Genomic DNA, 19,307 nt, shown 5'->3' with positions numbered 1-19,307 from the left:
TACAGCGGGGCATCGGTCAGTACGGCGGCCGCCTCCGGCCAGGGGCGGGCCGTGGGGGGGGGGGGGGGGGGGGCGGGGGGGGGCGGCGGGGGCGGGGGGGGGGGGGGGGGGGGGGGGGGGGGGGGGGGGGGGGGGCGGCCCCCCCCGCCGCCCCCCCCCCCGACGGCGTCAGTAGCGCTCGATGGCCGGCGGGTCGACGTAGTCCGAACCGGACAGGCCCAGCGTGGCCTCGTAGATCTTCTTGTACGTGCCGTCCTTGACGCGGTTCTCCAGCGAGTCGCTGATGGCCTCGCGGAGCACCTTGTCGTCCTTGTTCAGGCCGACGCCGTAGGGCTCGTCGGTGAACGGCTCGCCGACGACCTGGAGCTTGCCGGAGTTGGCGGCGGCGTAGCCCTTGAGGATCGAGTCGTCCGTGGTGACGGCGTCGATCTGCTTGGTCAGCAGCTGCTGCACGCAGTCGGAGTACTTGGCCAGCTCGACGACGCTCGCGCCGTACTCCGGCTTCTTGATCTCCTGGAGCGGCGTGGAGCCGACGATCGAGCAGACCTTCTTGCCCTTCACCGACTCCTTGCCGGTGATCGACTTGTCGTCCTTGCGCACCAGGAGGGCCGCACCGGCCTTGTAGTACGGACCGGCGAAGCCGACCTGCTTCTTGCGCTCGTCGTTGATCGTGTAGGTGCCGACGTAGTAGTCGACCTGGCCCTTGGAGATGGCCGTCTCACGGACGCCGGAGTCGACGGTCTTCCACTCGATCTGCTTGTCGGAGAAACCGAGGTCGGCCGCGACCATCTTGGCGATCTCGATGTCGAAGCCCGAGCGCTCCTTGGTCGACTGGTCCTCGAAGCCGAGGAACGGCTGGTCGGCCTTGGCGCCGATGACCAGCTTGCCGCGCTCCTTGGCCTTCTTGAAGACCGGGGAGTCCAGGTCGACGCCCGTGGCTGCGGTGTACGTGGGGAGTGCGGGAGCCTCGGAGGAACCCGGCTTCGTGCCGCCCGGTTTGTCACCGGCGGAGCCCTCCTTGCCACCACACGCGGTCGCGGTCAGGGCGAGGACGGCGATGGCCGCGAGGGCGGCGGACTTACGGAGCTTCATGTGAACAATCCTTAGGTCGTAGGTCGTTGTCGTCAGTGGTGAAGGATCTTCGACAGGAAGTCCTTGGCCCGGTCGCTGCGCGGGTTGCTGAAGAACTGGTCGGGCGTCGCCTCTTCGACGACCTTCCCGTCAGCCATGAACACGACGCGGTTGGCGGCGGAACGGGCGAAGCCCATCTCGTGGGTGACGACGATCATCGTCATCCCGTCCCGGGCCAGCTGCTGCATGACTTCGAGGACCTCGTTGATCATCTCCGGGTCGAGAGCCGACGTGGGCTCGTCGAAGAGCATGACCTTCGGGTCCATCGCCAACGCCCGTGCGATCGCGACGCGTTGCTGCTGGCCACCGGAGAGCTGCGCCGGGTACTTGTCGGCCTGTGCGCCGACGCCCACCCGGTCGAGCAGGGTCCGGGCCTTCTCCTCCGCCGCCTTCTTGTCGGCCTTGCGGACCTTGATCTGGCCCAGCATGACGTTCTCCAGCACCGTCTTGTGTGCGAAGAGATTGAACGACTGGAAGACCATGCCCACGTCGGCACGCAGCCTCGCCAGCTCCTTGCCCTCCTGGGGCAGGGGCTTGCCGTCGATCGAGATCGCTCCCGAATCGATCGTCTCCAAGCGATTGATCGTGCGGCACAGCGTGGACTTGCCGGACCCGGAAGGCCCGATGACGACCACGACCTCGCCACGGGCGATGGTCAGGTCGATGTCCTGGAGCACATGCAGCGCGCCGAAGTGCTTGTTGACGTTGCTCAGTACGACCAGGTCGTTGGCCGCGGGCGCGGCGTCCTCGGCGGCCTTGGTCACTGAAACTCCGCTCATCGGCTTCTTGCTCCGTCCTCCTCGGTTGAAGAAGGACACTAATGACGCAGTGCTACCAACGTCATTACATCTGAGCGGAAATTGAGCATAACGATCCGGCGGCAACCGGACACTCCGCGTGAAGCGGGACGCCCCGCGCCGCCCCGGGGCGTACCGGGTGCATAACGGAAACCCTGCTGTAACCGGCAGGCTCTTGACTGGCATGCCGCTCATCGGCGTGGATGCCTTGAGCGAGGAAGACGCGAAGCGTCGATGAACGGAAGGTCTCGCCAAGGATCTTCCGGGTGAAGCAGGGTGAAACACGGGATAGCGCCCGGTGACACCGTGCGACGGTGGTACGAACGAACCCGCGGAGCCGGACGGCCCCGGGAGACACGGAGAGGAGGGCCATGAGACTGCTGCTCGTCGAGGACGACGACCATGTCGCGGCGGCCCTGTCCGCCGTGCTCGCCCGGCACGGATTCCAGGTCGTGCACGCCCGCAACGGCGAGGAGGCCCTGCGCGCGCTGCTGCCCGCCGAGAAGGAGCCCTTCGGGGTGATCCTCCTCGACCTCGGCCTGCCCGACCAGGACGGCTACGAGGTCTGCGGGAAGATCCGCAAGCGCACCGCGACCCCCGTGATCATGGTCACCGCCCGTGCCGACGTCCGTTCGCGCATCCACGGACTCAACCTCGGCGCCGACGACTACGTCACCAAGCCGTACGACACCGGCGAGCTGCTCGCCCGGATCCACGCCGTCGCCCGGCGCACCACCAGCGGCGAGGACACCGCGCCGACCCCCGTCGCCGCCCTGCGCCTCGGGTCGGTCGCCATCGAGCTGCCGACCCGCCGGGTCAGCGTCGACGGCACGGAAGTCCAGCTCACCCGCAAGGAGTTCGACCTGCTGGCCCTCCTCGCCCAGCGCCCCGGCGTCGTCTTCCGCCGCGAGCAGATCATCAGCGAGGTCTGGCGCACCAGCTGGGAGGGGACCGGACGCACCCTGGAGGTCCACGTCGCCTCCCTGCGCTCCAAGCTGCGGCTGCCCGCCCTGATCGAGACCGTGCGGGGCGTCGGCTACCGGCTCGTCGCGCCGTCCGCGTAACCCGGCGGGTACGTTCTCCCGGTGCGCTCCCGTCTGCTCCCGCTGCTCATCGTCCTGATGGCCGCCGTCCTGCTCACCCTCGGCTTTCCGCTCGCGATCAGCGTGGCGGCGGCCGAACAGCAGCGCCTGGTGATCGACCGGATCGACGACACCGCACGGTTCGCCGCCCTGGCGCAGTCCATCACCGGTACCTCCCCGGACAGCGAGGAGCGCCGCCGCACCCTCCAGACCGACCTGGAGCTCTACGCCTCGGTGTACGGCATCCGCGCCGGCGTCTTCTTCCCGGACGAGCGGCCCCTGGGCAAGGCCCCCGACTTCTGGACCCTGCCCGCCGAGGGGGAGGGGCGCACGGCCTTCAACGAGGCGCTGCTGGGCCGCCGCTCGCACGACCCCCCGCAGGTCTGGCCCTGGCGCGAGGGCCGCGTCGTCGTCGCCTCGCCCGTCGTGCGCGACGGCGATGTGGTGGCCGTGGTCGTCATCGACTCGCCCACCGGCGAGATGCGGTCCCGGATCCTGCGGACCTGGCTGTTCATCGGCGTGGGCGAGGCGCTGGCCCTGCTGGTCGCGGTCGGGGCGGCGGTCCGGCTCACCGGCTGGGTCCTGCTGCCCGTACGGACCCTGGACGCGGCCACCCGCGACATCGCCGGCGGCCGCATGCGCTCCCGGGTCGCCGCCTCCGCGGGGCCGCCGGAGCTCAGACATCTGGCGCGCTCCTTCAACGAGATGGCGGACAACGTCGAGGACGTGCTGGAGCAGCAGCGCGCCTTCGTCGCCGACGCCTCGCACCAGCTGCGCAACCCGCTCGCCGCCCTGTTGCTGCGGATCGAGCTCCTCGCCCTGGAGCTGCCCGAGGGCAGCGAGGAGATCGCGGCCGTGCGCACCGAGGGCAAGCGGCTGGCCCGGGTCCTCGACGACCTCCTGGACCTCGCGCTGGCCGAGCACGCCGAGGCGGACCTCCAGCTGATCGACATCGTCCCGCTCACCGCCGAGCGGGTCGCCTCCTGGCGCCCCATGGCGGAGCGGGAGGGGGTGGCCCTCGCACTGGGCGGGGCCCCGGCGGCCACCGCCTGGGCCGACCCCATCGCGCTCTCCAGCGCCCTGGACGCGGTGATCGACAACGCCCTGAAGTTCACCCCCGCCGGAGAGGCCGTCACCGTCACCGTCGCCGCCGATGCCCGCGCGGCGACCGTCGTCGTCGCCGACCGGGGCCCCGGCCTCACCGAGGCGGAGCTGGAGCGCGTCGGGGACCGCTTCTGGCGCAGCACCCGCCACCAGAACGTCAGCGGATCGGGCCTGGGCCTCTCCATCTCCCGGGTGCTGCTCGCGGCGGGCGGCGGTTCGATCGCGTACGAGCACCATGAACCGCACGGTCTGCGGGTGACCGTCTCGGTCCCCCGCGACCTGCCGGGCCGTGGCTGAGCCGAGGGGCACGGGGCGGGCAGGGTTTCAGCGCCTCACGGCTTCACCGAGCGGTAGTAGTCCTTGGCCCCGTCGTGCACGTCCAGCGGATCCGTGTAGATCGCCGTCCGCAGATCGACCAACTGCGCCGCGTGGACCTCGCGGCCGATCCGGTCCCGGCTGTTGATCACCGTCCGGGTGAAGGCCTCGGTCATGGCCGCGTCCGTACGGTCGGTCGTGACGAGCAGGTTGGCGACGGCGACCGTGGGCACCGACTGACCCTGCTGGGCCTGCGGATAGGCGTCGGCGGGCATCATGGCCGACCGGTAGAAACGGGTCGGTCCTGTCGCCGCCTGCAACTTCGCGACCAGGGCGGCCTCCAGCGGCACCAGCCGGACGGCGAAGCGCTCCGACAGCTCCTGTACGGCCGCGGTCGGCAGCCCGCCCGACCAGAAGAAGGCGTCGAGCCGGCCCTGCGTCAGCCGTACGGGCATGGTGTCGATGCCCACCGGCACCGGGGTGATGTCGTCGGCCGGATCGAGCCCCGCCGCCGCCAGCAGCCGGTCCGCGACCAGCCGCACCCCGGAGCCCTCCTGGCCGACGCCCACCCGCTTGCCCCGCAGGTCGGAGGCCTTGCGGATGTCGGAGTCGCGGGGGACGACCAGCTGGACGTAGTCGTCGTACAGCCGGACGCAGCCGCGCAGCCGCTGCGCCCCGGGCCTGCCGTCGCGCAGATAGGTCGCCACGGCGTCGGCGGTGGCGATGGTGAAGTCCGCCTCGCCCGTCGCCACCCGGGCGAGGTTCTGCTGCGACCCCTCGCTGGTCCGCAGCCGTATCGACACCTCCGGCATGTCCTTGGCGAGCGCGCCCTCCAGCCGCTCCCCGTACCGCTGGTAGACGCCGCTGGGCACCCCGGTGGAGAAGGTGAGCGTGCCGCTCGGGTCGCCCTCGTCCCCCTGGGGCTGCAGCCACCACGCGAGCAGCCCGAGCACGACCGCGAGGACGGCGCCCGTCTGCAGGGTGCGCCGGCGGCCGAATCGGGACAGAGCGTGGAACATGCGCGCGATCCTGCCAGCTCACCCGCCCCCCTGGCCAGGCTTCCCCGTGAGGCCCGGCCCACAGCGGACGGCCACGGGAGGGGCGGCGGAAGGTTGCGGAAGGCTACGGGAAGGGCCTGCCCGGCAACCGCCTACCCTTGTCCCATGAGCAGCGGCAACCGGAGCGAAGCAGTGGACGTCCAGAAGAGCTACGAGGTGCGCACCTACGGGTGCCAGATGAACGTCCACGACTCCGAACGGCTGTCGGGTCTCCTGGAGGGCGCCGGTTACGTCCGGGCCCCCGAGGGCTCCGACGGCGACGCCGACGTCGTCGTCTTCAACACCTGCGCGGTGCGGGAGAACGCCGACAACAAGCTGTACGGAAACCTCGGCCGCCTCGCGCCCATGAAGACCAAGCGCCCCGGGATGCAGATCGCCGTCGGCGGCTGTCTCGCGCAGAAGGACCGCGACACCATCGTCAAGCGGGCCCCCTGGGTCGACGTCGTCTTCGGCACCCACAACATCGGCAAACTGCCGGTCCTCCTGGAGCGCGCCCGCATCCAGGAAGAGGCGCAGATCGAGATCGCCGAGTCCCTGGAGGCGTTCCCCTCCACGCTCCCCACCCGCCGCGAGTCCGCCTACGCCGCGTGGGTCTCCATCTCGGTCGGCTGCAACAACACCTGCACGTTCTGCATCGTCCCGGCGCTGCGCGGCAAGGAGAAGGACCGCCGCACCGGCGACATCCTGGCCGAGATCGAGGCCCTGGTGGCCGAGGGCGTCTCCGAGATCACCCTGCTCGGCCAGAACGTGAACGCGTACGGCTCCGACATCGGCGACCGCGAGGCCTTCTCCAAGCTGCTGCGTGCCTGCGGCGCCATCGAGGGCCTGGAGCGCGTCCGCTTCACCTCGCCGCACCCCCGCGACTTCACCGACGACGTCATCGCCGCCATGGCCGAGACGCCGAACGTGATGCCGCAGCTGCACATGCCGATGCAGTCCGGTTCGGACCGCATCCTTAAGGCGATGCGCCGCTCCTACCGCCAGGACCGCTTCCTGGGAATCATCGAGAAGGTGCGCGCCGCGATGCCGGACGCCGCCATCTCCACGGACATCATCGTGGGCTTCCCCGGCGAGACCGAGGAGGACTTCGAGCAGACGATGCACGCCGTCCGGGAGGCGCGTTTCGCCAACGCGTTCACCTTCCAGTACTCCAAGCGTCCCGGGACCCCCGCCGCCGACATGGACGGCCAGATCCCCAAGGAGGTCGTTCAGGAGCGGTACATGCGCCTGTCCGCCCTCCAGGAGCAGATCTCCTGGGACGAGAACAAGAAGCAGGTCGGACGCACCCTGGACGTCATGGTCGCGGAGGGCGAGGGCCGCAAGGACGGCGCCACGCACCGCCTCTCCGGCCGCGCCCCCGACAACCGTCTCGTCCACTTCACCCAGCCCGGCCAGGACGTGCGCCCCGGTGACGTGGTGACCGTCGAGATCACCTACGCCGCCCCGCACCACCTGCTCGCCGAGGGCACGCCGCTCGCCGTACGGGCGACCCGCGCGGGCGACGCCTGGGAGAGGCGCAGCACCGAGGCCGCCGCCAAGCCCGCCGGAGTGATGCTCGGCCTCCCGGGCATCGGCGCCCCGGACCCGCTCCCGGCCGCCGCGGCCCCGGCCTGCGGCATCGGCTGACGGCTTCGGCTGACGGCTTCGGGCGGCGGCTTCGGGCGGCGGCTTCGGACGGGCGTGGCTCGGACCACGGCCCGCCCGCGGGACCGGACCACGGCCCGCCCGCGGGACCGGAGCACGGCCCGGCCCGCGGGACCGGCCGACGGCACCCGACAAGTACGCTGACCGGCATGCTTGTCGCCGCCGCCGTGTGCCCCTGTCCGCCCCTCCTGGTGCCCGAGGTCGCCGCCGGGGCCGCCCCCGAGCTCGACGCCGCGCGGGACGCGTGCCTCGACGCCGTGGGGGTGCTCGCCGCCTCCCGCCCGGACCTGCTCGTCGTCGTGGGTCCGGGCGACGACCGGTCCGCCGGGACCTACCCGGCGGGGGCGCACGGCTCCTTCCGGGGCGTCGGCGTGGACCTCGACGTGACGCTCGGCGACGCACCGCGCGGAGCCGCCGCCCCGGACCGGCCGCTGCCGCAGTCCCTGACCGTGGGCGCGTGGCTGCTGGGCCGGGCCCGATGGACGGGCGCCCCCGTCGAAGGGCTCGCCGTGGCGGAGCGCGAGGCCGCCGAGGAGTGCGCCGAGTCCGGACGTACCCTCGCCCGACGGGCCGAACGGGTCGCGCTCCTGGTGATGGGCGACGGCAGCGCCTGCCGCACCCTCAAGGCCCCCGGCTACCTCGACGACCGGGCCGCCGCCTTCGACCTACGGGCCACCGAAGCGCTCGGCTCCGCGGACCTCGACACCCTCGCGGCGCTCGACGCGACGCTCGCCCACGAGCTCAAGGCGGCCGGACGGGCCCCCTGGCAGCTGCTCGCCGGCGCCGCGCGGGACGCCGGGCTCGCCGGACGGCTGCTGTACGAGGACGCCCCGTACGGCGTGGGCTACACCGTCGCCGCCTGGTCCTGAGCCGCCTGGTCCTGAACAGACCGACGGCGGCACCGGAGAGATCCGGTGCCGCCGTCGAGGGCCTGCCGCGGTCGGGGGCCCGCCGCTGCCGGGTCAGGAAGCGGGCGGCGGAGGGGGAGGCGTGCTGCCGGGGGTGCCCCCAGGAGTGCCCCCGTCCTTCTGCCCCAGCTTGTCCACGGCCTCCTTGGCCTTGCGCGTACCCGAATCGATCTTGTCGCTGTATTTGCCCTTGGTCTTCTGGTCGACCGTGCGCGCGGCCTTGTCGAGGCCCTGCTCGATCTTGCCCCCGTGCTGCTGCGCGAGGTCGCCGACCTTGTCCTTGGCCGGTCCCAGCTTGGCCTTCAGGTTGTCCAGGAACCCCATTGGGTCACCTTCCGTGCAGTGAGGACTGTTCGCGGGAGCGTTCTCCCGCCCCCATTGTCCGTCACCTGTCCGTTCCTGCCGTTTTTACTCGCCCTATAGCGCTCTCCGGTGTGTTCGGGACGGCCCGGATATTTGGGAGACTGTCCGGGTGACCCCTCCCGCTTCCGCCCCCCGCGTCATCACCGTCGTAGGCCCCACCGCAGCCGGAAAATCGGATCTGGGGGTCTTTCTCGCCCAGCGGCTCGGCGGCGAGGTGATCAACGCCGATTCCATGCAGCTCTACCGGGGGATGGACATCGGCACCGCGAAGCTGACGCTCCCCGAGCGCGACGGCGTGCCGCACCGGCTGCTGGACATCTGGGACGTCACCGAGGCCGCCAGCGTCGCCGAGTACCAGCGCCTGGCCCGCCTGGAGATCGACCGGCTGCTCGCCGAGGGACGCACCCCCGTCCTGGTCGGTGGCTCCGGGCTGTACGTGAAGGGCGCCATCGACGCCCTGGAGTTCCCCGGTACGGACCCCGAGGTGCGCGCCCGCCTCGAAGCGGAACTGACCGAGCGCGGCTCGGGCGCCCTGCACGAACGCCTCACCGCCGCCGACCCGGACGCCGCCCGGTCCATCCTGGCGAGCAACGGCCGCCGTATCGTGCGCGCCCTCGAAGTCATCGAGATCACCGGCAAGCCCTTCACCGCCAATCTCCCCGGCGACGAGCCGGTCTACGACGCCGTGCAGATCGGCGTCGACGTGGACCGCCCCGAACTGGACGAGCGCATCGCCCTGCGCGTGGACCGGATGTGGGAGGCGGGGCTCGTGGACGAGGTGCGCGCCCTGGAGGCGTCCGGGCTGCGCGAGGGACTCACGGCCTCGCGGGCCCTCGGCTACCAGCAGATCCTCGCGGCGCTCGCGGGGGAGTGCACCGAGGATCACGCGCGGGCCGAGACCGTGCGCGCCACCAAGCGCTTCGCCCGCCGTCAGGACTCCTGGTTCCGCCGCGACCCGCGCGTCGTATGGCTCGGCGGCGGACACCGTGACCGGGGGGAACTCCCGGACCGGGCGCTGACGTTGGTCGAACGAGCGGTCACAGCCTGATCACGTGATGGCATCGGGAAGCTCCGCCCGTCAATTCGGCACCCGTGATCGTGCCATCATCGAGCATCGATCCACCAGTGGAGTCCGAGTTGGGAGGGCGCGTGGCGATGGAGGCCGGCCCTCGCGACACGGAGCAGCGCGACACAGAGCACGACGTGCCATCACAGCGGGAGACCGCGGGGCGGCTGAGCCCGGACGGGCCCGACGAGCAGGACCTGACCCCCGAGGTCGAGGTCGAGCTGCGGCCCACCCGCAAGCTGCGGATCTGGCAGCTCGCGCCCATCGTCATGCTGGCCGCGGTCGGCTCGCTGATGTTCGCCTTCCCCCTCGCCTTCGAGTTCGGTGACGGTGGCGCGATCGTCGCCATGCTGGGGCTCCTGATCAGCTGCTGCGCGGCCGGCTGGGGCATGATGGCGGCCCGCCGCGTCGGTCACACCTGGCCGGGACTGCCCTCCCGCGGCTCCGGCGACCGCCCCGACTGGCGGGTGATCGCGCTGTACGCCGCGACCGGCATCGCTCTGGTCGCCCTCGCCGTCTGGCGTGTGGCCCGCCTGCGCTGACGGCGTCGCGGCGAGGCCCGTACGACCGGGCCGCTCGTGCGGGTGGTCGGCGCCGCCTCGTACAGTTGGCGTGTGAGCACCTCGCAGATCGCCTTCCTCAAGGGTCACGGCACCGAGAACGACTTCGTGATCGTCCCGGACCCGGACAACGCCCTCACGCTGCCCGCAGCCGTCGTCGCCCGGCTCTGCGACCGCCGGGCCGGCATCGGCGGGGACGGCCTGCTGCACGTCGTGCGGTCCGCCGCGCACCCCGAGGCCCGGGACATGGCGGAGACGGCCGAGTGGTTCATGGACTACCGCAACGCGGACGGCTCGATCGCCGAGATGTGCGGCAACGGCGTCCGCGTCTTCGCCCACCACCTCCAGCGCGCCGGCCTCGTCGAGGAGGGCGACCTCACCGTCGCCACCCGGGGCGGACCCAAGCGCGTGCACCTCGCCAAGAACGGCGACATCACGGTCTCCATGGGACGCGCCCTGCTGCCCGAGGACAGCGTCACCGTCAGCGTCGGCGACCGCAGCTGGCCCACCCGCAACGTCAACATGGGCAACCCGCACGCGGTCGCCTTCGTCGACGACCTGGACCACGCCGGTGACCTGTTCACCGCCCCGCCCATCAGCCCCGGGGCCGTCTACCCCGAAGGCGTCAACGTCGAGTTCGTCGTCGACCGGGGCCCGCGCCACGTCTCCATGCGCGTCCACGAGCGGGGCTCCGGCGAGACCCGCTCCTGCGGCACCGGCGCCTGCGCGGTCGTCGTCGCCACCGCCCGCCGCGACGGCGCCGACCCCGCCGTGACCGGTCTCCCCGTCACGTACCGGGTGGATCTCCCCGGCGGCACCCTCGTCATCACCGAGCACCCCGACGGCACGATCGACATGACCGGCCCCGCCGTGATCGTCGCCGAGGGCGTCATCGCCCCGTCCTGGCTCGAAACCCTCTGAGGAACCGCCCGCTCGAAACGGTGATCGGTCCGGGCTTCGCTCGAATGGGTGATCCGTTTCACGCTGGGCGAGAGCTGGACTGCGCCACGTGGTGGGGTCGATAGCATCAAGCACCGGCCCCGAGGGGCATCCGCCCCTCCCCAGCGCCGGTCGACGTCGCCGGAGGTGCCCATGAGTGCAGAGGCCGCCGATCCGGGCGCTCCCCTTCGCAGGCGGAGCCGCCCCCGGATCGATCTGCGCAGACTGGGCCGGGTGGCACTGCGCGGCCCGGTCTCCCGCGACCGGCTGCCCGACGCCATCGGCCATGTCGCCGAGGCGCACCGCGCCCACCACCCCGACGCCGACCTCACCATCCTGCGCCGGGCCTACGTCCTCGCGGAGTCCTCGCACCGCGGCCAGATGCGCAAGAGCGGCGAGCCGTACATCACGCACCCGCTGGCCGTCACCCTGATCCTCGCCGAGCTCGGCGCCGAGACCACCACCCTCACCGCCTCCCTGCTCCACGACACCGTCGAGGACACGGAAGTGACTCTCGATCAGGTACGCGAGCAGTTCGGCGACGAGGTCTGCTATCTCGTCGACGGCGTCACCAAACTGGAGAAGGTCGACTACGGCGCCGCCGCCGAACCGGAGACCTTCCGCAAGATGCTCGTCGCCACCGGCAACGACGTCCGGGTCATGTCGATCAAGCTCGCGGACCGGCTGCACAACATGCGCACCCTCGGCGTGATGCGCCCCGAGAAGCAGGCCAGGATCGCCAAGGTCACCCGGGACGTCCTCATCCCGCTCGCCGAACGGCTCGGCGTGCAGGCGCTCAAGACCGAGCTGGAGGACCTGGTCTTCGCGATCCTGCACCCCGAGGAGTACGAGCACACCCGCGCCCTGATCGCCGCCGCGGCAGGCCCGGACGCCCCCCTCGACACCATCGCCGGCAACGTACGGCACACCCTGCGGGACGCCGGCATCAGCGCCGAAGTCCTCATCAGGCCCCGCCACTTCGTCTCCGTGCACCGGGTCCGCAGGAAACGCGGCGAACTGCGCGGCACCGACTTCGGCCGACTGCTCGTCCTGGTCGGCGAGGACGCCGACTGCTACGCCGTCCTCGGTGAACTGCACACCTGCTTCACCCCGGTGATCTCCGAGTTCAAGGACTTCATCGCCGCCCCCAAGTTCAACCTGTACCAGTCGCTGCACACCGCGGTCGTCGGCCCCGAGGGCGCCGTCGCCGAAGTCCTCATCCGTACCCACCGGATGCACAAGGTCGCCGAGGCGGGCGTCGTCGCGCTGGGCAACCCGTACGCCCAGGACCACACCGCCGCCCCGCAGGCCGAGCCGTCCGACGAGCGCGCCGACCCGACCCGGCCCGGCTGGCTCTCCCGGCTGCTGGACTGGCAGGAGTCCGCCACCGACCCCGACACCTTCTGGACCACCCTGCGCGACGACCTCGCCCAGGACCGCGAGATCACCGTCTTCCGCACCGACGGCGGCACCCTCGGGCTGCCCGCCGGGGCCAGCTGCGTCGACGCCGCCTACGCGCAGTACGGCGACCGGGCCCACACCTCCATCGGAGCCCGGGTCAACGGCCGCCTCGCCACCCTGAGCACCGTCCTCAGCGACGGCGACACCGTGCAGCTGCTGCTCGCCCAGGACACCGGATCCGGCCCCTCGCCCGACTGGCTCGACCATGTGCGCACCCCCGCCGCCCGGATCGCGATCACCGGCTGGCTCACCGACCACCCCGACGAGGCCAAGCCCACCCCCTCGACCACGACGCCCGTGGACGCGGACGGACCCGGCCGGGCCGAGCCCGCCGCCGGCGCCCCGGAACGCGAGCCCCAGGCCACGGCACCGCCGCGCACCCGGTCCGGCCCCCGTGCCACCGGTGTCCTCGTCGACGGGGCGGGCGGTCCTGTGCGCCTGGCCGGCTGCTGTACGCCGGTGCCCCCCGACGAGCTGACCGGCTTCGTCGTCCGCGGCGGCGCGGTCACCGTGCACCGCCGCGAGTGCCCCGCCGTGGCCGCCATGCAGGAGATCGGCCGCGCCCCGGTCGGGGCCCGCTGGGCGGACGCCGAGGGCCGGGAGTCCGACGCGGGCTGCCGGGTCACCCTCGTCGCCGAGTCCTTCGGCCGCCCCCGGCTCCTCGCCGACCTCACCGAGGCCATCGCCACCGCCGAGGCGGCGATCGTCTCCGCCACCGTGGAGCCCCCCAGCGAACAGCGGGTCCGCCACACCTACACCCTCCAGCTCCCCCACGCGGCGGGTCTTCCCGCCCTGATGCGCGCCATGCGTGAGGTCGCCGGGGTCTACGACGTCAGCCGCGCCCAGCATCCGGCCCCGGCCCCGGCCGGCTGAGCAACCACGTGTCGAGCGCCTCGGCCCCGGCCGGGGCGCTCCCCCCACGGGCGGCGCGTTCTCGTTCGGGTGGTGCGGCGCGCGGCTCCCCGCCGGGACCGCCGAGCGCTGATAGCGGTAGTCCATGCCGCTCCTGACCCGCCGCCTGCGCGCCGCCCTGCTGGCGACCGCCTCGGCCACTCTCGTCGCTGCCACCCTGCCCGCCCCCGAGCCCCTGGGCATCGGCGACCGGCTCTTCCCTGAGCTGGGCAACCCCGGATACGACGTACTCGCGTACGACATCGCCCTCACGTACCACGGCAGCAACACCGAGCCCCTGGACGCCGTCACGAAGATCAGGGCCCGCACCACCGCCCCACTGGACCGGATCAACCTCGACTTCGCCCGGGGCACCGTCCACGGGGTCGAGGTCAACGGTCTCGCCGCCGACTTCGGCAGCAAGAGCGAGGACCTCATCGTCCAGGCCCCCCGCCGCCTCCCCGCGGGCGTACCGCTGAACATCACCGTCCGGCACACCAGCGACCCGAGCGGATCCGGGGACGACGGCGGCTGGGTGCGTACCGCCGACGGGCTCGCCATGGCCAACCAGGCCGACGCCGCCCACCGCGTCTTCCCGAGCAACGACCACCCCTCGGACAAGGCGTACTTCACCTTCCGGATCACCGCCCCCGAGAAGCTGACGGCGGTCGCGGGCGGTCTGCCCGCGGGGAAGACCCGGAGCGGGGCCACCACCACCTGGACCTACCGCACCGAGCACCCCATGGCCACCGAACTGGCCCAGGTCTCCATCGGCAGCTCCGCCGTCCTGCACCGCACCGGACCGCACGGACTGCCGGTGCGCGACGTCGTCCCGGCCGCCGACCGGAAGACGCTGGAGCCCTGGCTGAAGAAGACCCCGGCCCAGCTGGAGTGGATGGAGAAGCAGGTCGGCCGCTACCCCTTCGAGACGTACGGGGTGCTCGTCGCCGACAGCCCCATCGGCTTCGCCCTGGAGACCCAGACGCTCTCGCTGTTCGGGAAGTCGTTCTTCACCGAGCCCGGCTACCCGGAGTGGTACGTCGACTCGGTGATGATCCACGAGCTGGCCCACCAGTGGTTCGGCGACAGCGTCTCGCCCGCGAGCTGGTCCGACCTGTGGCTCAACGAAGGACACGCCAGCTGGTACGAGGCCCGGTACGCCGAGGAGAACGGCGGCGGGACCCTGGAGCGGCGGATGCGGCAGGCGTACGAGCTCTCCGACGGCTGGCGCGCGGACGGCGGCCCTCCGGCGCACCCGGACGGACCGGCCCCGGGGCAGAAGCTCAGCCTGTTCCGCCCGGTCATGTACGACGGCAGCGCACTGGTGCTCTACGCGCTGCGCCAGGAGATCGGCGAGGCCGCCTTCGACCGGCTGGAGCGCACCTGGGTCCGGGTGCACCGGGACTCCACGGCGACCACCGCGGACTTCACCCGGCTGGCGTCCGGCGTCGCGGGACGCGACCTGACCGCCTTCTTCGACGGCTGGCTGTACGGCGAGAAGACCCCGCCGATGCCCGGACACCCCGACTGGAGCAGCGCGAAACCCGCGTGACGGGCCCGGTGGGGCCGTGCCACTATCGACGCGTCGGCGCGGCGGACCGCACCGGAGGTCCCGGAAGGGAATCATCCGGGAAGATCACACGTTGTGACTGACGTAAAGACTTCTATCGACGTAAGGATCCAATGACCTCCTCTTCTTCCCTTCCCCAGGACGCGCAGGACGCGCAGAGCGCCACGGAGAACACCCCCGAGAGCCTCACCGAGAGCCTTCGGGCCGACGCCCTGATGGAAGAGGACGTCGCCTGGAGCCAGGAGATCGACGGAGCACGCGACGGCGACCAGCTGGACCGCTCCGAGCGTGCCGCGCTGCGACGCGTGGCCGGTCTCTCCACGGAGCTCGAGGATGTCACCGAGGTCGAGTACCGCCAGCTGCGCCTGGAGCGCGTGGTGCTGGTGGGCGTCTGGACCTCGGGGACGGTGCACGACGCGGAGATCTCCCTCGCGGAGCTCGCCGCACTCGCCGAGACGGCGGGCGCACAGGTGCTCGACGCGGTGTACCAGCGGCGCGACAAGCCCGACCCGGCCACCTACATCGGCTCGGGCAAGGCGCTGGAGCTCCGCGACATGGTGCTCGAATCCGGTGCCGACACCGTCGTCTGCGACGGTGAGCTGAGCCCCGGCCAGCTGATCCACCTGGAAGACGTCGTCAAGGTGAAGGTGGTCGACCGGACCGCGCTGATCCTCGACATCTTCGCCCAGCACGCCAAGTCCCGAGAGGGCAAGGCGCAGGTCTCGCTGGCCCAGATGCAGTACATGCTGCCGCGGCTGCGCGGCTGGGGTCAGTCGCTCTCCCGTCAGATGGGCGGCGGCGGTTCCAGCGGCGGTGGCGGCATGGCCACCCGTGGACCCGGTGAGACCAAGATCGAGACGGACCGGCGACGGATCCGCGAGAAGATGGCGAAGATGCGCCGGGAGATCGCGGAGATGAAGACCGGCCGCGAGATCAAGCGCCAGGAGCGCAAGCGCAACAAGGTGCCCTCCGTCGCCATCGCCGGATACACCAACGCGGGCAAGTCCTCGCTGCTCAACCGCCTGACCGGGGCCGGTGTCCTGGTGGAGAACTCGCTGTTCGCCACCCTGGACCCGACCGTCCGCCGGGCCGAGACGCCGAGCGGCCGCATCTACACCCTGGCCGACACCGTCGGGTTCGTCCGGCATCTGCCGCACCACCTCGTCGAGGCGTTCCGCTCCACCATGGAGGAGGTCGGCGAGTCCGATCTCATCCTCCACGTGGTGGACGGCTCCCACCCGGTGCCGGAGGAGCAGCTCGCCGCGGTGCGCGAGGTGATCCGGGATGTCGGCGCGGTGAATGTGCGCGAGATCGTCGTGATCAACAAGGCGGACGCGGCGGACCCCCTGGTCCTCCAGCGGCTGCTGCGCAACGAGAAGTACGCCATCGCGGTCTCGGCCAGGACCGGTGCCGGCATCGACGAGCTGCTCGCGCTCATCGACGCCGAGCTGCCCCGTCCTTCCGTCGAGATCGAGGTGCTCGTGCCGTACATCCAGGGGGCGCTGGTCTCCCGGGTGCACGCCGAGGGCGAGGTGCTCTCCGAGGAGCACACCGCCGAGGGCACCCTGCTCAAGGCCCAGGTCCACGAGGAGCTGGCAGCCGAGCTCGGGACGTTCGTCCCCGCCGCGCACTGACGGCGGCCCGACAGCCGAAGGCCCGGCCCAAACTCTCCAGAGAGTTTGGGCCGGGCCTTCGGCGTACGGTCGGCGTCCGGGACTACCGGCCCTCGAACTTGTCGCTGATCATCGAGAAGGTGCGCCGGGCGTCCTCACCGAGCTGAGGACCGGCCAGCCAGCCCGAGGTGACCGGGCCGATCGAGGTGTTGGACACCAGCATCGACTTCCCGTCAGGACCGGCGACGAACCAGCCGCCACCGGAGGAGCCGCCGGTCATCGTGCAGCCGATCCGGTACATGGTCGGGGTGCCCGGGGCGATCGAGAGCCGGCCGGGACGGTCGACGCACTGGTGCATCAGCAGACCGTCGTACGGCGGACCGGCCGGGTAGCCCCAGGCGCCCATGCCGCTGATCTGCTGGACCTCCGGAGCGTCGAAGGAGACCGGCAGCGCGTTGCCCACCGTCTCCTCCAGCGACTTCGTGCCCTTCTCGGGCTTCACGTGCAGGATCGCGTAGTCGTACGGTGCTCCCGCGCCGCCCGTCGGGCCGCCGCCGGAGATCCACTCACCGGAGGACGCGGCCCAGTCCGCCCAGTAGGTGCCGTAGGGGGCGATCTCCTGCGGCTGCGCGGTCCGCAGCTGCGCCGCGTTCTTGCCCTGGTCGTTGTACGAGGGCACGAAGACGATGTTGCGGTACCAGCCGCCGCCCGCGCCCGCGTGCACACAGTGCCCGGCGGTCCACACGAGGTTCGACCGGCCCGGGTTCTTCGGGTCCTTCACGACCGTGCCCGAGCAGACCATGGAGCCCTTGGGCGAGTCGAAGAAGACCTTGCCGACCGGGGCGGCGTGCCGGTGGTACGGCAGCTTCTCCGGCTTCGCCCGCACCGGCGCGGGCTCCGGGTCGCTGACGCCCTGCCCGGCGGAGAGGTCACCGGCCGACATCGTCTTGGCGGGCTCGTCGGCCGTGGCCATCCGGTCCGGCTTCCACAGGCCGTCGATGACCGGGTTGACGAAGTCCTCGGCCTTGCGGAGCCAGCCGTCCTTGTCCCAGTTCTTCCACCCCCCGTCCTTCCACTTCTCCGGGTCCACCCCGTGCTTCTCCAGGGCGTCGCCCAGATCACCGGGAAGACCGGCGGCGGGGTCCTTGTCGGGAGCCCCGTCGGTGGCCGACGGCTTCGCGGCGGCGGCGTCCTCCTCCGGGCCGCAGGCCGTGGCCGTCAGTGTGAGCGCCGCGACGAGGCCGGTGGCGGCCAGCAGCGGACGTATCGATCGCATGGAAGAGATCCCCCTGAGAACCTGAGTCGTGCGTTGGTACGTGTGCATGGATGGGTGCACGGATATGCGGTCGTGCATTCTGTCATGTGCTTGTCATGTGTGGATCCGGGGTTCACCGCCGGTCATCCGCGGCCCCCGGACGGCGACTGCCGTGCCGGGGGCCGCGGAAGAGAGATTCCGTGCGGAGAATCCCGCTGCCGGGGCCTACTGACCCGCGTACTTCTCGCTGACCGCGCGGTAGATGCCCTCGGCCTCCTTGCCGAGCCGCGGACCGGCCAGCCAGCCCGCCGTGACCGGGCCGATCGAGGTGTTCGAGACCAGGGCGGGCTTGCCGTCCTTGCCCGCCGCGACCCAGCCGCCGCCGGAGGAACCGCCGGTCATCGTGCAGCCGATGCGGTACATCGTGGGCTGGTCCTGGAAGACGGAGAGCCGGCCCGGCTTGTCCTGGCACTGGAGCAGCTTCTGACCGTCGAACGGCGGCGCGGCCGGGTAGCCCGTGGCCGTCATGCCGGCGATCTCCGGCACGGCGGGAGCGTTGAACTCCACCGGCAGCGCCGAACCGACCGTCTCCTCCAGCGACTTGCCGCCCGCGCCCTTCTCCGGCGTCACATGCAGCACCGCGAAGTCGTACGGGGCCCCCTGGCCGCCGACCGCGGCGCCCTGGGCGATCCACTGCTCGGAGGTCTGGGCCCACTGGCCCCACCACACGCCGTACGGAGCGATCTTCTCCTTGGGCGCGGACTCCAGCTGGTCCAGCGACAGGCCGTCGTTGTTGTATGCCGGGACGAAGGCGATGTTGCGGTACCAGCCGCCCTTCTTGCCCGCGTGCACACAGTGCCCGGCGGTCCACACCATGTTGGACTTGCCGGGGTTCGCCGGGTCCTTCACCACGGTCGCGGAACAGACCATCGAGCCCTGCGGGCCGTCGAAGAGCAGCTTCCCGGACTCCGGGGCGTTGTCGTGGTACGGCGTCGCGACACCGGCGGCCTTGACCGGGGCCGGCGTCGGGTCCGTCACGCCGTCGTCGCCCGAGATGTCGTTGTCGACCGGGTTCTCCGGGGGCTTGTCGGCCTCCCGCATCCGGTCCGGGTCCCACAGACCGTCGATGATCGGGTTGACGAAGTCCTTGGCCTCACGCAGCCACTTGTCCTTGTCCCAGTTCTTCCACTCACCGTCCCGCCACTTGTCGGGGTCGATCCCGTGTTCCTTGAGACGGTTCTTGAGGTCGTCCGGAATGGTGACCTTGCCGTCGGACGGCTGTTCGGCGGAGGCGCTGGGCGTGGAGCCCGCGTTGTCCTCCTCCGGGCCGCACGCGGTGGCGGTGAGAGCCAGCACGGCGGCGACGGCGGTCGCGGCGAGCGCCGAGGAGGGCATGCGCCGAGCGCGCCTCCCGCGCCGTGCGGTATCGGTCGGGCGAATGGGTCGCATCTCGTGATCCCCCTGGGACTTCGTCACTCGGTACTCGTACTGCATTGCGGACACTTCGGGCGCCGGAGCAGGTGCTTCCGCGCCGCTGTGCGGCCCCCACT

At 71.7% G+C, this 19,307-nt stretch carries 16 protein-coding genes; 10 read left to right on the top strand and 6 right to left on the bottom strand.

What is annotated here, in order from left to right; all coding sequences use genetic code 11:
* Positions 1-168 precede the first annotated feature (168 nt).
* Together ACIQPT_RS36050 and ACIQPT_RS36045 are read right to left on the bottom strand one after the other, a co-directional pair.
* On the bottom strand, positions 169-1,092 hold the full coding sequence (locus ACIQPT_RS36050; RefSeq protein WP_401162364.1) for a glutamate ABC transporter substrate-binding protein: 924 nt from the start codon (positions 1,090-1,092) through the stop codon (positions 169-171).
* Between the two features lie 32 nt (positions 1,093-1,124).
* Complete coding sequence (locus ACIQPT_RS36045) at positions 1,125-1,910, bottom strand: amino acid ABC transporter ATP-binding protein (RefSeq protein ID WP_401162362.1); 786 nt, start codon at positions 1,908-1,910, stop codon at positions 1,125-1,127.
* A gap of 389 nt (positions 1,911-2,299) precedes the next feature.
* Here ACIQPT_RS36045 and ACIQPT_RS36040 point away from each other — a divergent pair, with 389 nt between their 5' ends.
* Together ACIQPT_RS36040 and ACIQPT_RS36035 are read left to right on the top strand one after the other, a co-directional pair.
* The gene (locus tag ACIQPT_RS36040; RefSeq protein WP_073882150.1) at positions 2,300-2,992 is read left to right on the top strand and encodes a response regulator transcription factor; all 693 of its coding nucleotides are present in this window, start codon (positions 2,300-2,302) and stop codon (positions 2,990-2,992) included.
* Positions 2,993-3,013: 21 nt separating this feature from the next.
* Positions 3,014-4,411: a sensor histidine kinase gene (locus ACIQPT_RS36035; RefSeq protein ID WP_401162359.1), complete on the top strand. Its 1,398-nt coding sequence runs from the start codon at positions 3,014-3,016 to the stop codon at positions 4,409-4,411.
* 35 nt (positions 4,412-4,446) lie between these two features.
* Here ACIQPT_RS36035 and ACIQPT_RS36030 read toward each other — a convergent pair whose 3' ends face one another.
* The gene (locus tag ACIQPT_RS36030) at positions 4,447-5,448 is read right to left on the bottom strand and encodes a TAXI family TRAP transporter solute-binding subunit (protein WP_401162357.1); all 1,002 of its coding nucleotides are present in this window, start codon (positions 5,446-5,448) and stop codon (positions 4,447-4,449) included.
* Between the two features lie 144 nt (positions 5,449-5,592).
* Between ACIQPT_RS36030 and miaB the strand changes: the two genes are divergently transcribed.
* Both miaB and ACIQPT_RS36020 read left to right on the top strand, forming a co-directional pair.
* The gene (miaB, locus tag ACIQPT_RS36025; protein ID WP_401162355.1) at positions 5,593-7,113 is read left to right on the top strand and encodes a tRNA (N6-isopentenyl adenosine(37)-C2)-methylthiotransferase MiaB; all 1,521 of its coding nucleotides are present in this window, start codon (positions 5,593-5,595) and stop codon (positions 7,111-7,113) included.
* 167 nt (positions 7,114-7,280) lie between these two features.
* Positions 7,281-8,000: a class III extradiol dioxygenase subunit B-like domain-containing protein gene (locus tag ACIQPT_RS36020; RefSeq protein ID WP_401162353.1), complete on the top strand. Its 720-nt coding sequence runs from the start codon at positions 7,281-7,283 to the stop codon at positions 7,998-8,000.
* Positions 8,001-8,093: 93 nt separating this feature from the next.
* Here the strand turns inward: ACIQPT_RS36020 and ACIQPT_RS36015 are convergent, their stop codons facing one another.
* Entirely contained in the window at positions 8,094-8,363 is a 270-nt protein-coding gene (locus ACIQPT_RS36015; protein ID WP_401162351.1) for an antitoxin, read from the bottom strand.
* Between the two features lie 148 nt (positions 8,364-8,511).
* Between ACIQPT_RS36015 and miaA the strand changes: the two genes are divergently transcribed.
* The 6 genes from miaA (at position 8,512) to hflX (ending at position 16,523) form a co-directional block, all read left to right on the top strand.
* Entirely contained in the window at positions 8,512-9,450 is a 939-nt protein-coding gene (gene miaA, locus ACIQPT_RS36010) for a tRNA (adenosine(37)-N6)-dimethylallyltransferase MiaA (protein WP_401162349.1), read from the top strand.
* Between the two features lie 107 nt (positions 9,451-9,557).
* A complete protein-coding gene (locus tag ACIQPT_RS36005) occupies positions 9,558-10,010 on the top strand; it encodes a hypothetical protein (protein WP_401162368.1) in 453 nt (150 codons plus the stop codon).
* 72 nt (positions 10,011-10,082) lie between these two features.
* A complete protein-coding gene (gene dapF / locus ACIQPT_RS36000; RefSeq protein ID WP_401162348.1) occupies positions 10,083-10,949 on the top strand; it encodes a diaminopimelate epimerase in 867 nt (288 codons plus the stop codon).
* A 171-nt stretch (positions 10,950-11,120) separates the two neighbouring features.
* Entirely contained in the window at positions 11,121-13,301 is a 2,181-nt protein-coding gene (locus ACIQPT_RS35995; RefSeq protein WP_401162347.1) for a RelA/SpoT family protein, read from the top strand.
* Between the two features lie 124 nt (positions 13,302-13,425).
* Positions 13,426-14,871, top strand: a complete 1,446-nt coding sequence (locus ACIQPT_RS35990; RefSeq protein ID WP_401162346.1) for a M1 family metallopeptidase — start codon at positions 13,426-13,428, stop codon at positions 14,869-14,871.
* A 131-nt stretch (positions 14,872-15,002) separates the two neighbouring features.
* Positions 15,003-16,523 (top strand): GTPase HflX, encoded by a 1,521-nt coding sequence (gene hflX / locus ACIQPT_RS35985; protein ID WP_401162344.1) that lies wholly within the window; start codon positions 15,003-15,005, stop codon positions 16,521-16,523.
* 82 nt (positions 16,524-16,605) lie between these two features.
* Here the strand turns inward: hflX and ACIQPT_RS35980 are convergent, their stop codons facing one another.
* Positions 16,606-17,778: a trypsin-like serine peptidase gene (locus ACIQPT_RS35980; protein ID WP_401162342.1), complete on the bottom strand. Its 1,173-nt coding sequence runs from the start codon at positions 17,776-17,778 to the stop codon at positions 16,606-16,608.
* A 204-nt stretch (positions 17,779-17,982) separates the two neighbouring features.
* The gene (locus ACIQPT_RS35975) at positions 17,983-19,152 is read right to left on the bottom strand and encodes a trypsin-like serine peptidase (protein ID WP_401162341.1); all 1,170 of its coding nucleotides are present in this window, start codon (positions 19,150-19,152) and stop codon (positions 17,983-17,985) included.
* Positions 19,153-19,307 lie beyond the last annotated feature (155 nt).

This window comes from Streptomyces sp. NPDC091289 (assembly GCF_044757365.1).
In the GTDB taxonomy this organism is placed as follows: domain Bacteria; phylum Actinomycetota; class Actinomycetes; order Streptomycetales; family Streptomycetaceae; genus Streptomyces.
Note: the sequence above shows the minus strand (reverse complement) of the source record. Positions and strands in the feature narration are given on the sequence as shown.

Bases quoted from the DNA above. Each gene is read 5' to 3' on its own strand.
- ACIQPT_RS36050 (WP_401162364.1), bottom strand. From the start codon at position 1,092: ATGAAGCTCCGTAAGTCCGCCGCCCTCGCGGCCATCGCCGTCCTCGCC.
- ACIQPT_RS36045 (WP_401162362.1), bottom strand. From the start codon at position 1,910: ATGAGCGGAGTTTCAGTGACCAAGGCCGCCGAGGACGCCGCGCCCGCG.
- ACIQPT_RS36040 (WP_073882150.1), top strand. From the start codon at position 2,300: ATGAGACTGCTGCTCGTCGAGGACGACGACCATGTCGCGGCGGCCCTG.
- ACIQPT_RS36030 (WP_401162357.1), bottom strand. From the start codon at position 5,448: ATGTTCCACGCTCTGTCCCGATTCGGCCGCCGGCGCACCCTGCAGACG.
- miaB (WP_401162355.1), top strand. From the start codon at position 5,593: ATGAGCAGCGGCAACCGGAGCGAAGCAGTGGACGTCCAGAAGAGCTAC.
- ACIQPT_RS36020 (WP_401162353.1), top strand. From the start codon at position 7,281: ATGCTTGTCGCCGCCGCCGTGTGCCCCTGTCCGCCCCTCCTGGTGCCC.
- ACIQPT_RS36015 (WP_401162351.1), bottom strand. From the start codon at position 8,363: ATGGGGTTCCTGGACAACCTGAAGGCCAAGCTGGGACCGGCCAAGGAC.
- ACIQPT_RS36005 (WP_401162368.1), top strand. From the start codon at position 9,558: ATGGAGGCCGGCCCTCGCGACACGGAGCAGCGCGACACAGAGCACGAC.
- ACIQPT_RS35995 (WP_401162347.1), top strand. From the start codon at position 11,121: ATGAGTGCAGAGGCCGCCGATCCGGGCGCTCCCCTTCGCAGGCGGAGC.
- ACIQPT_RS35990 (WP_401162346.1), top strand. From the start codon at position 13,426: ATGCCGCTCCTGACCCGCCGCCTGCGCGCCGCCCTGCTGGCGACCGCC.
- hflX (WP_401162344.1), top strand. From the start codon at position 15,003: ATGACCTCCTCTTCTTCCCTTCCCCAGGACGCGCAGGACGCGCAGAGC.
- ACIQPT_RS35980 (WP_401162342.1), bottom strand. From the start codon at position 17,778: ATGCGATCGATACGTCCGCTGCTGGCCGCCACCGGCCTCGTCGCGGCG.
- ACIQPT_RS35975 (WP_401162341.1), bottom strand. From the start codon at position 19,152: ATGCCCTCCTCGGCGCTCGCCGCGACCGCCGTCGCCGCCGTGCTGGCT.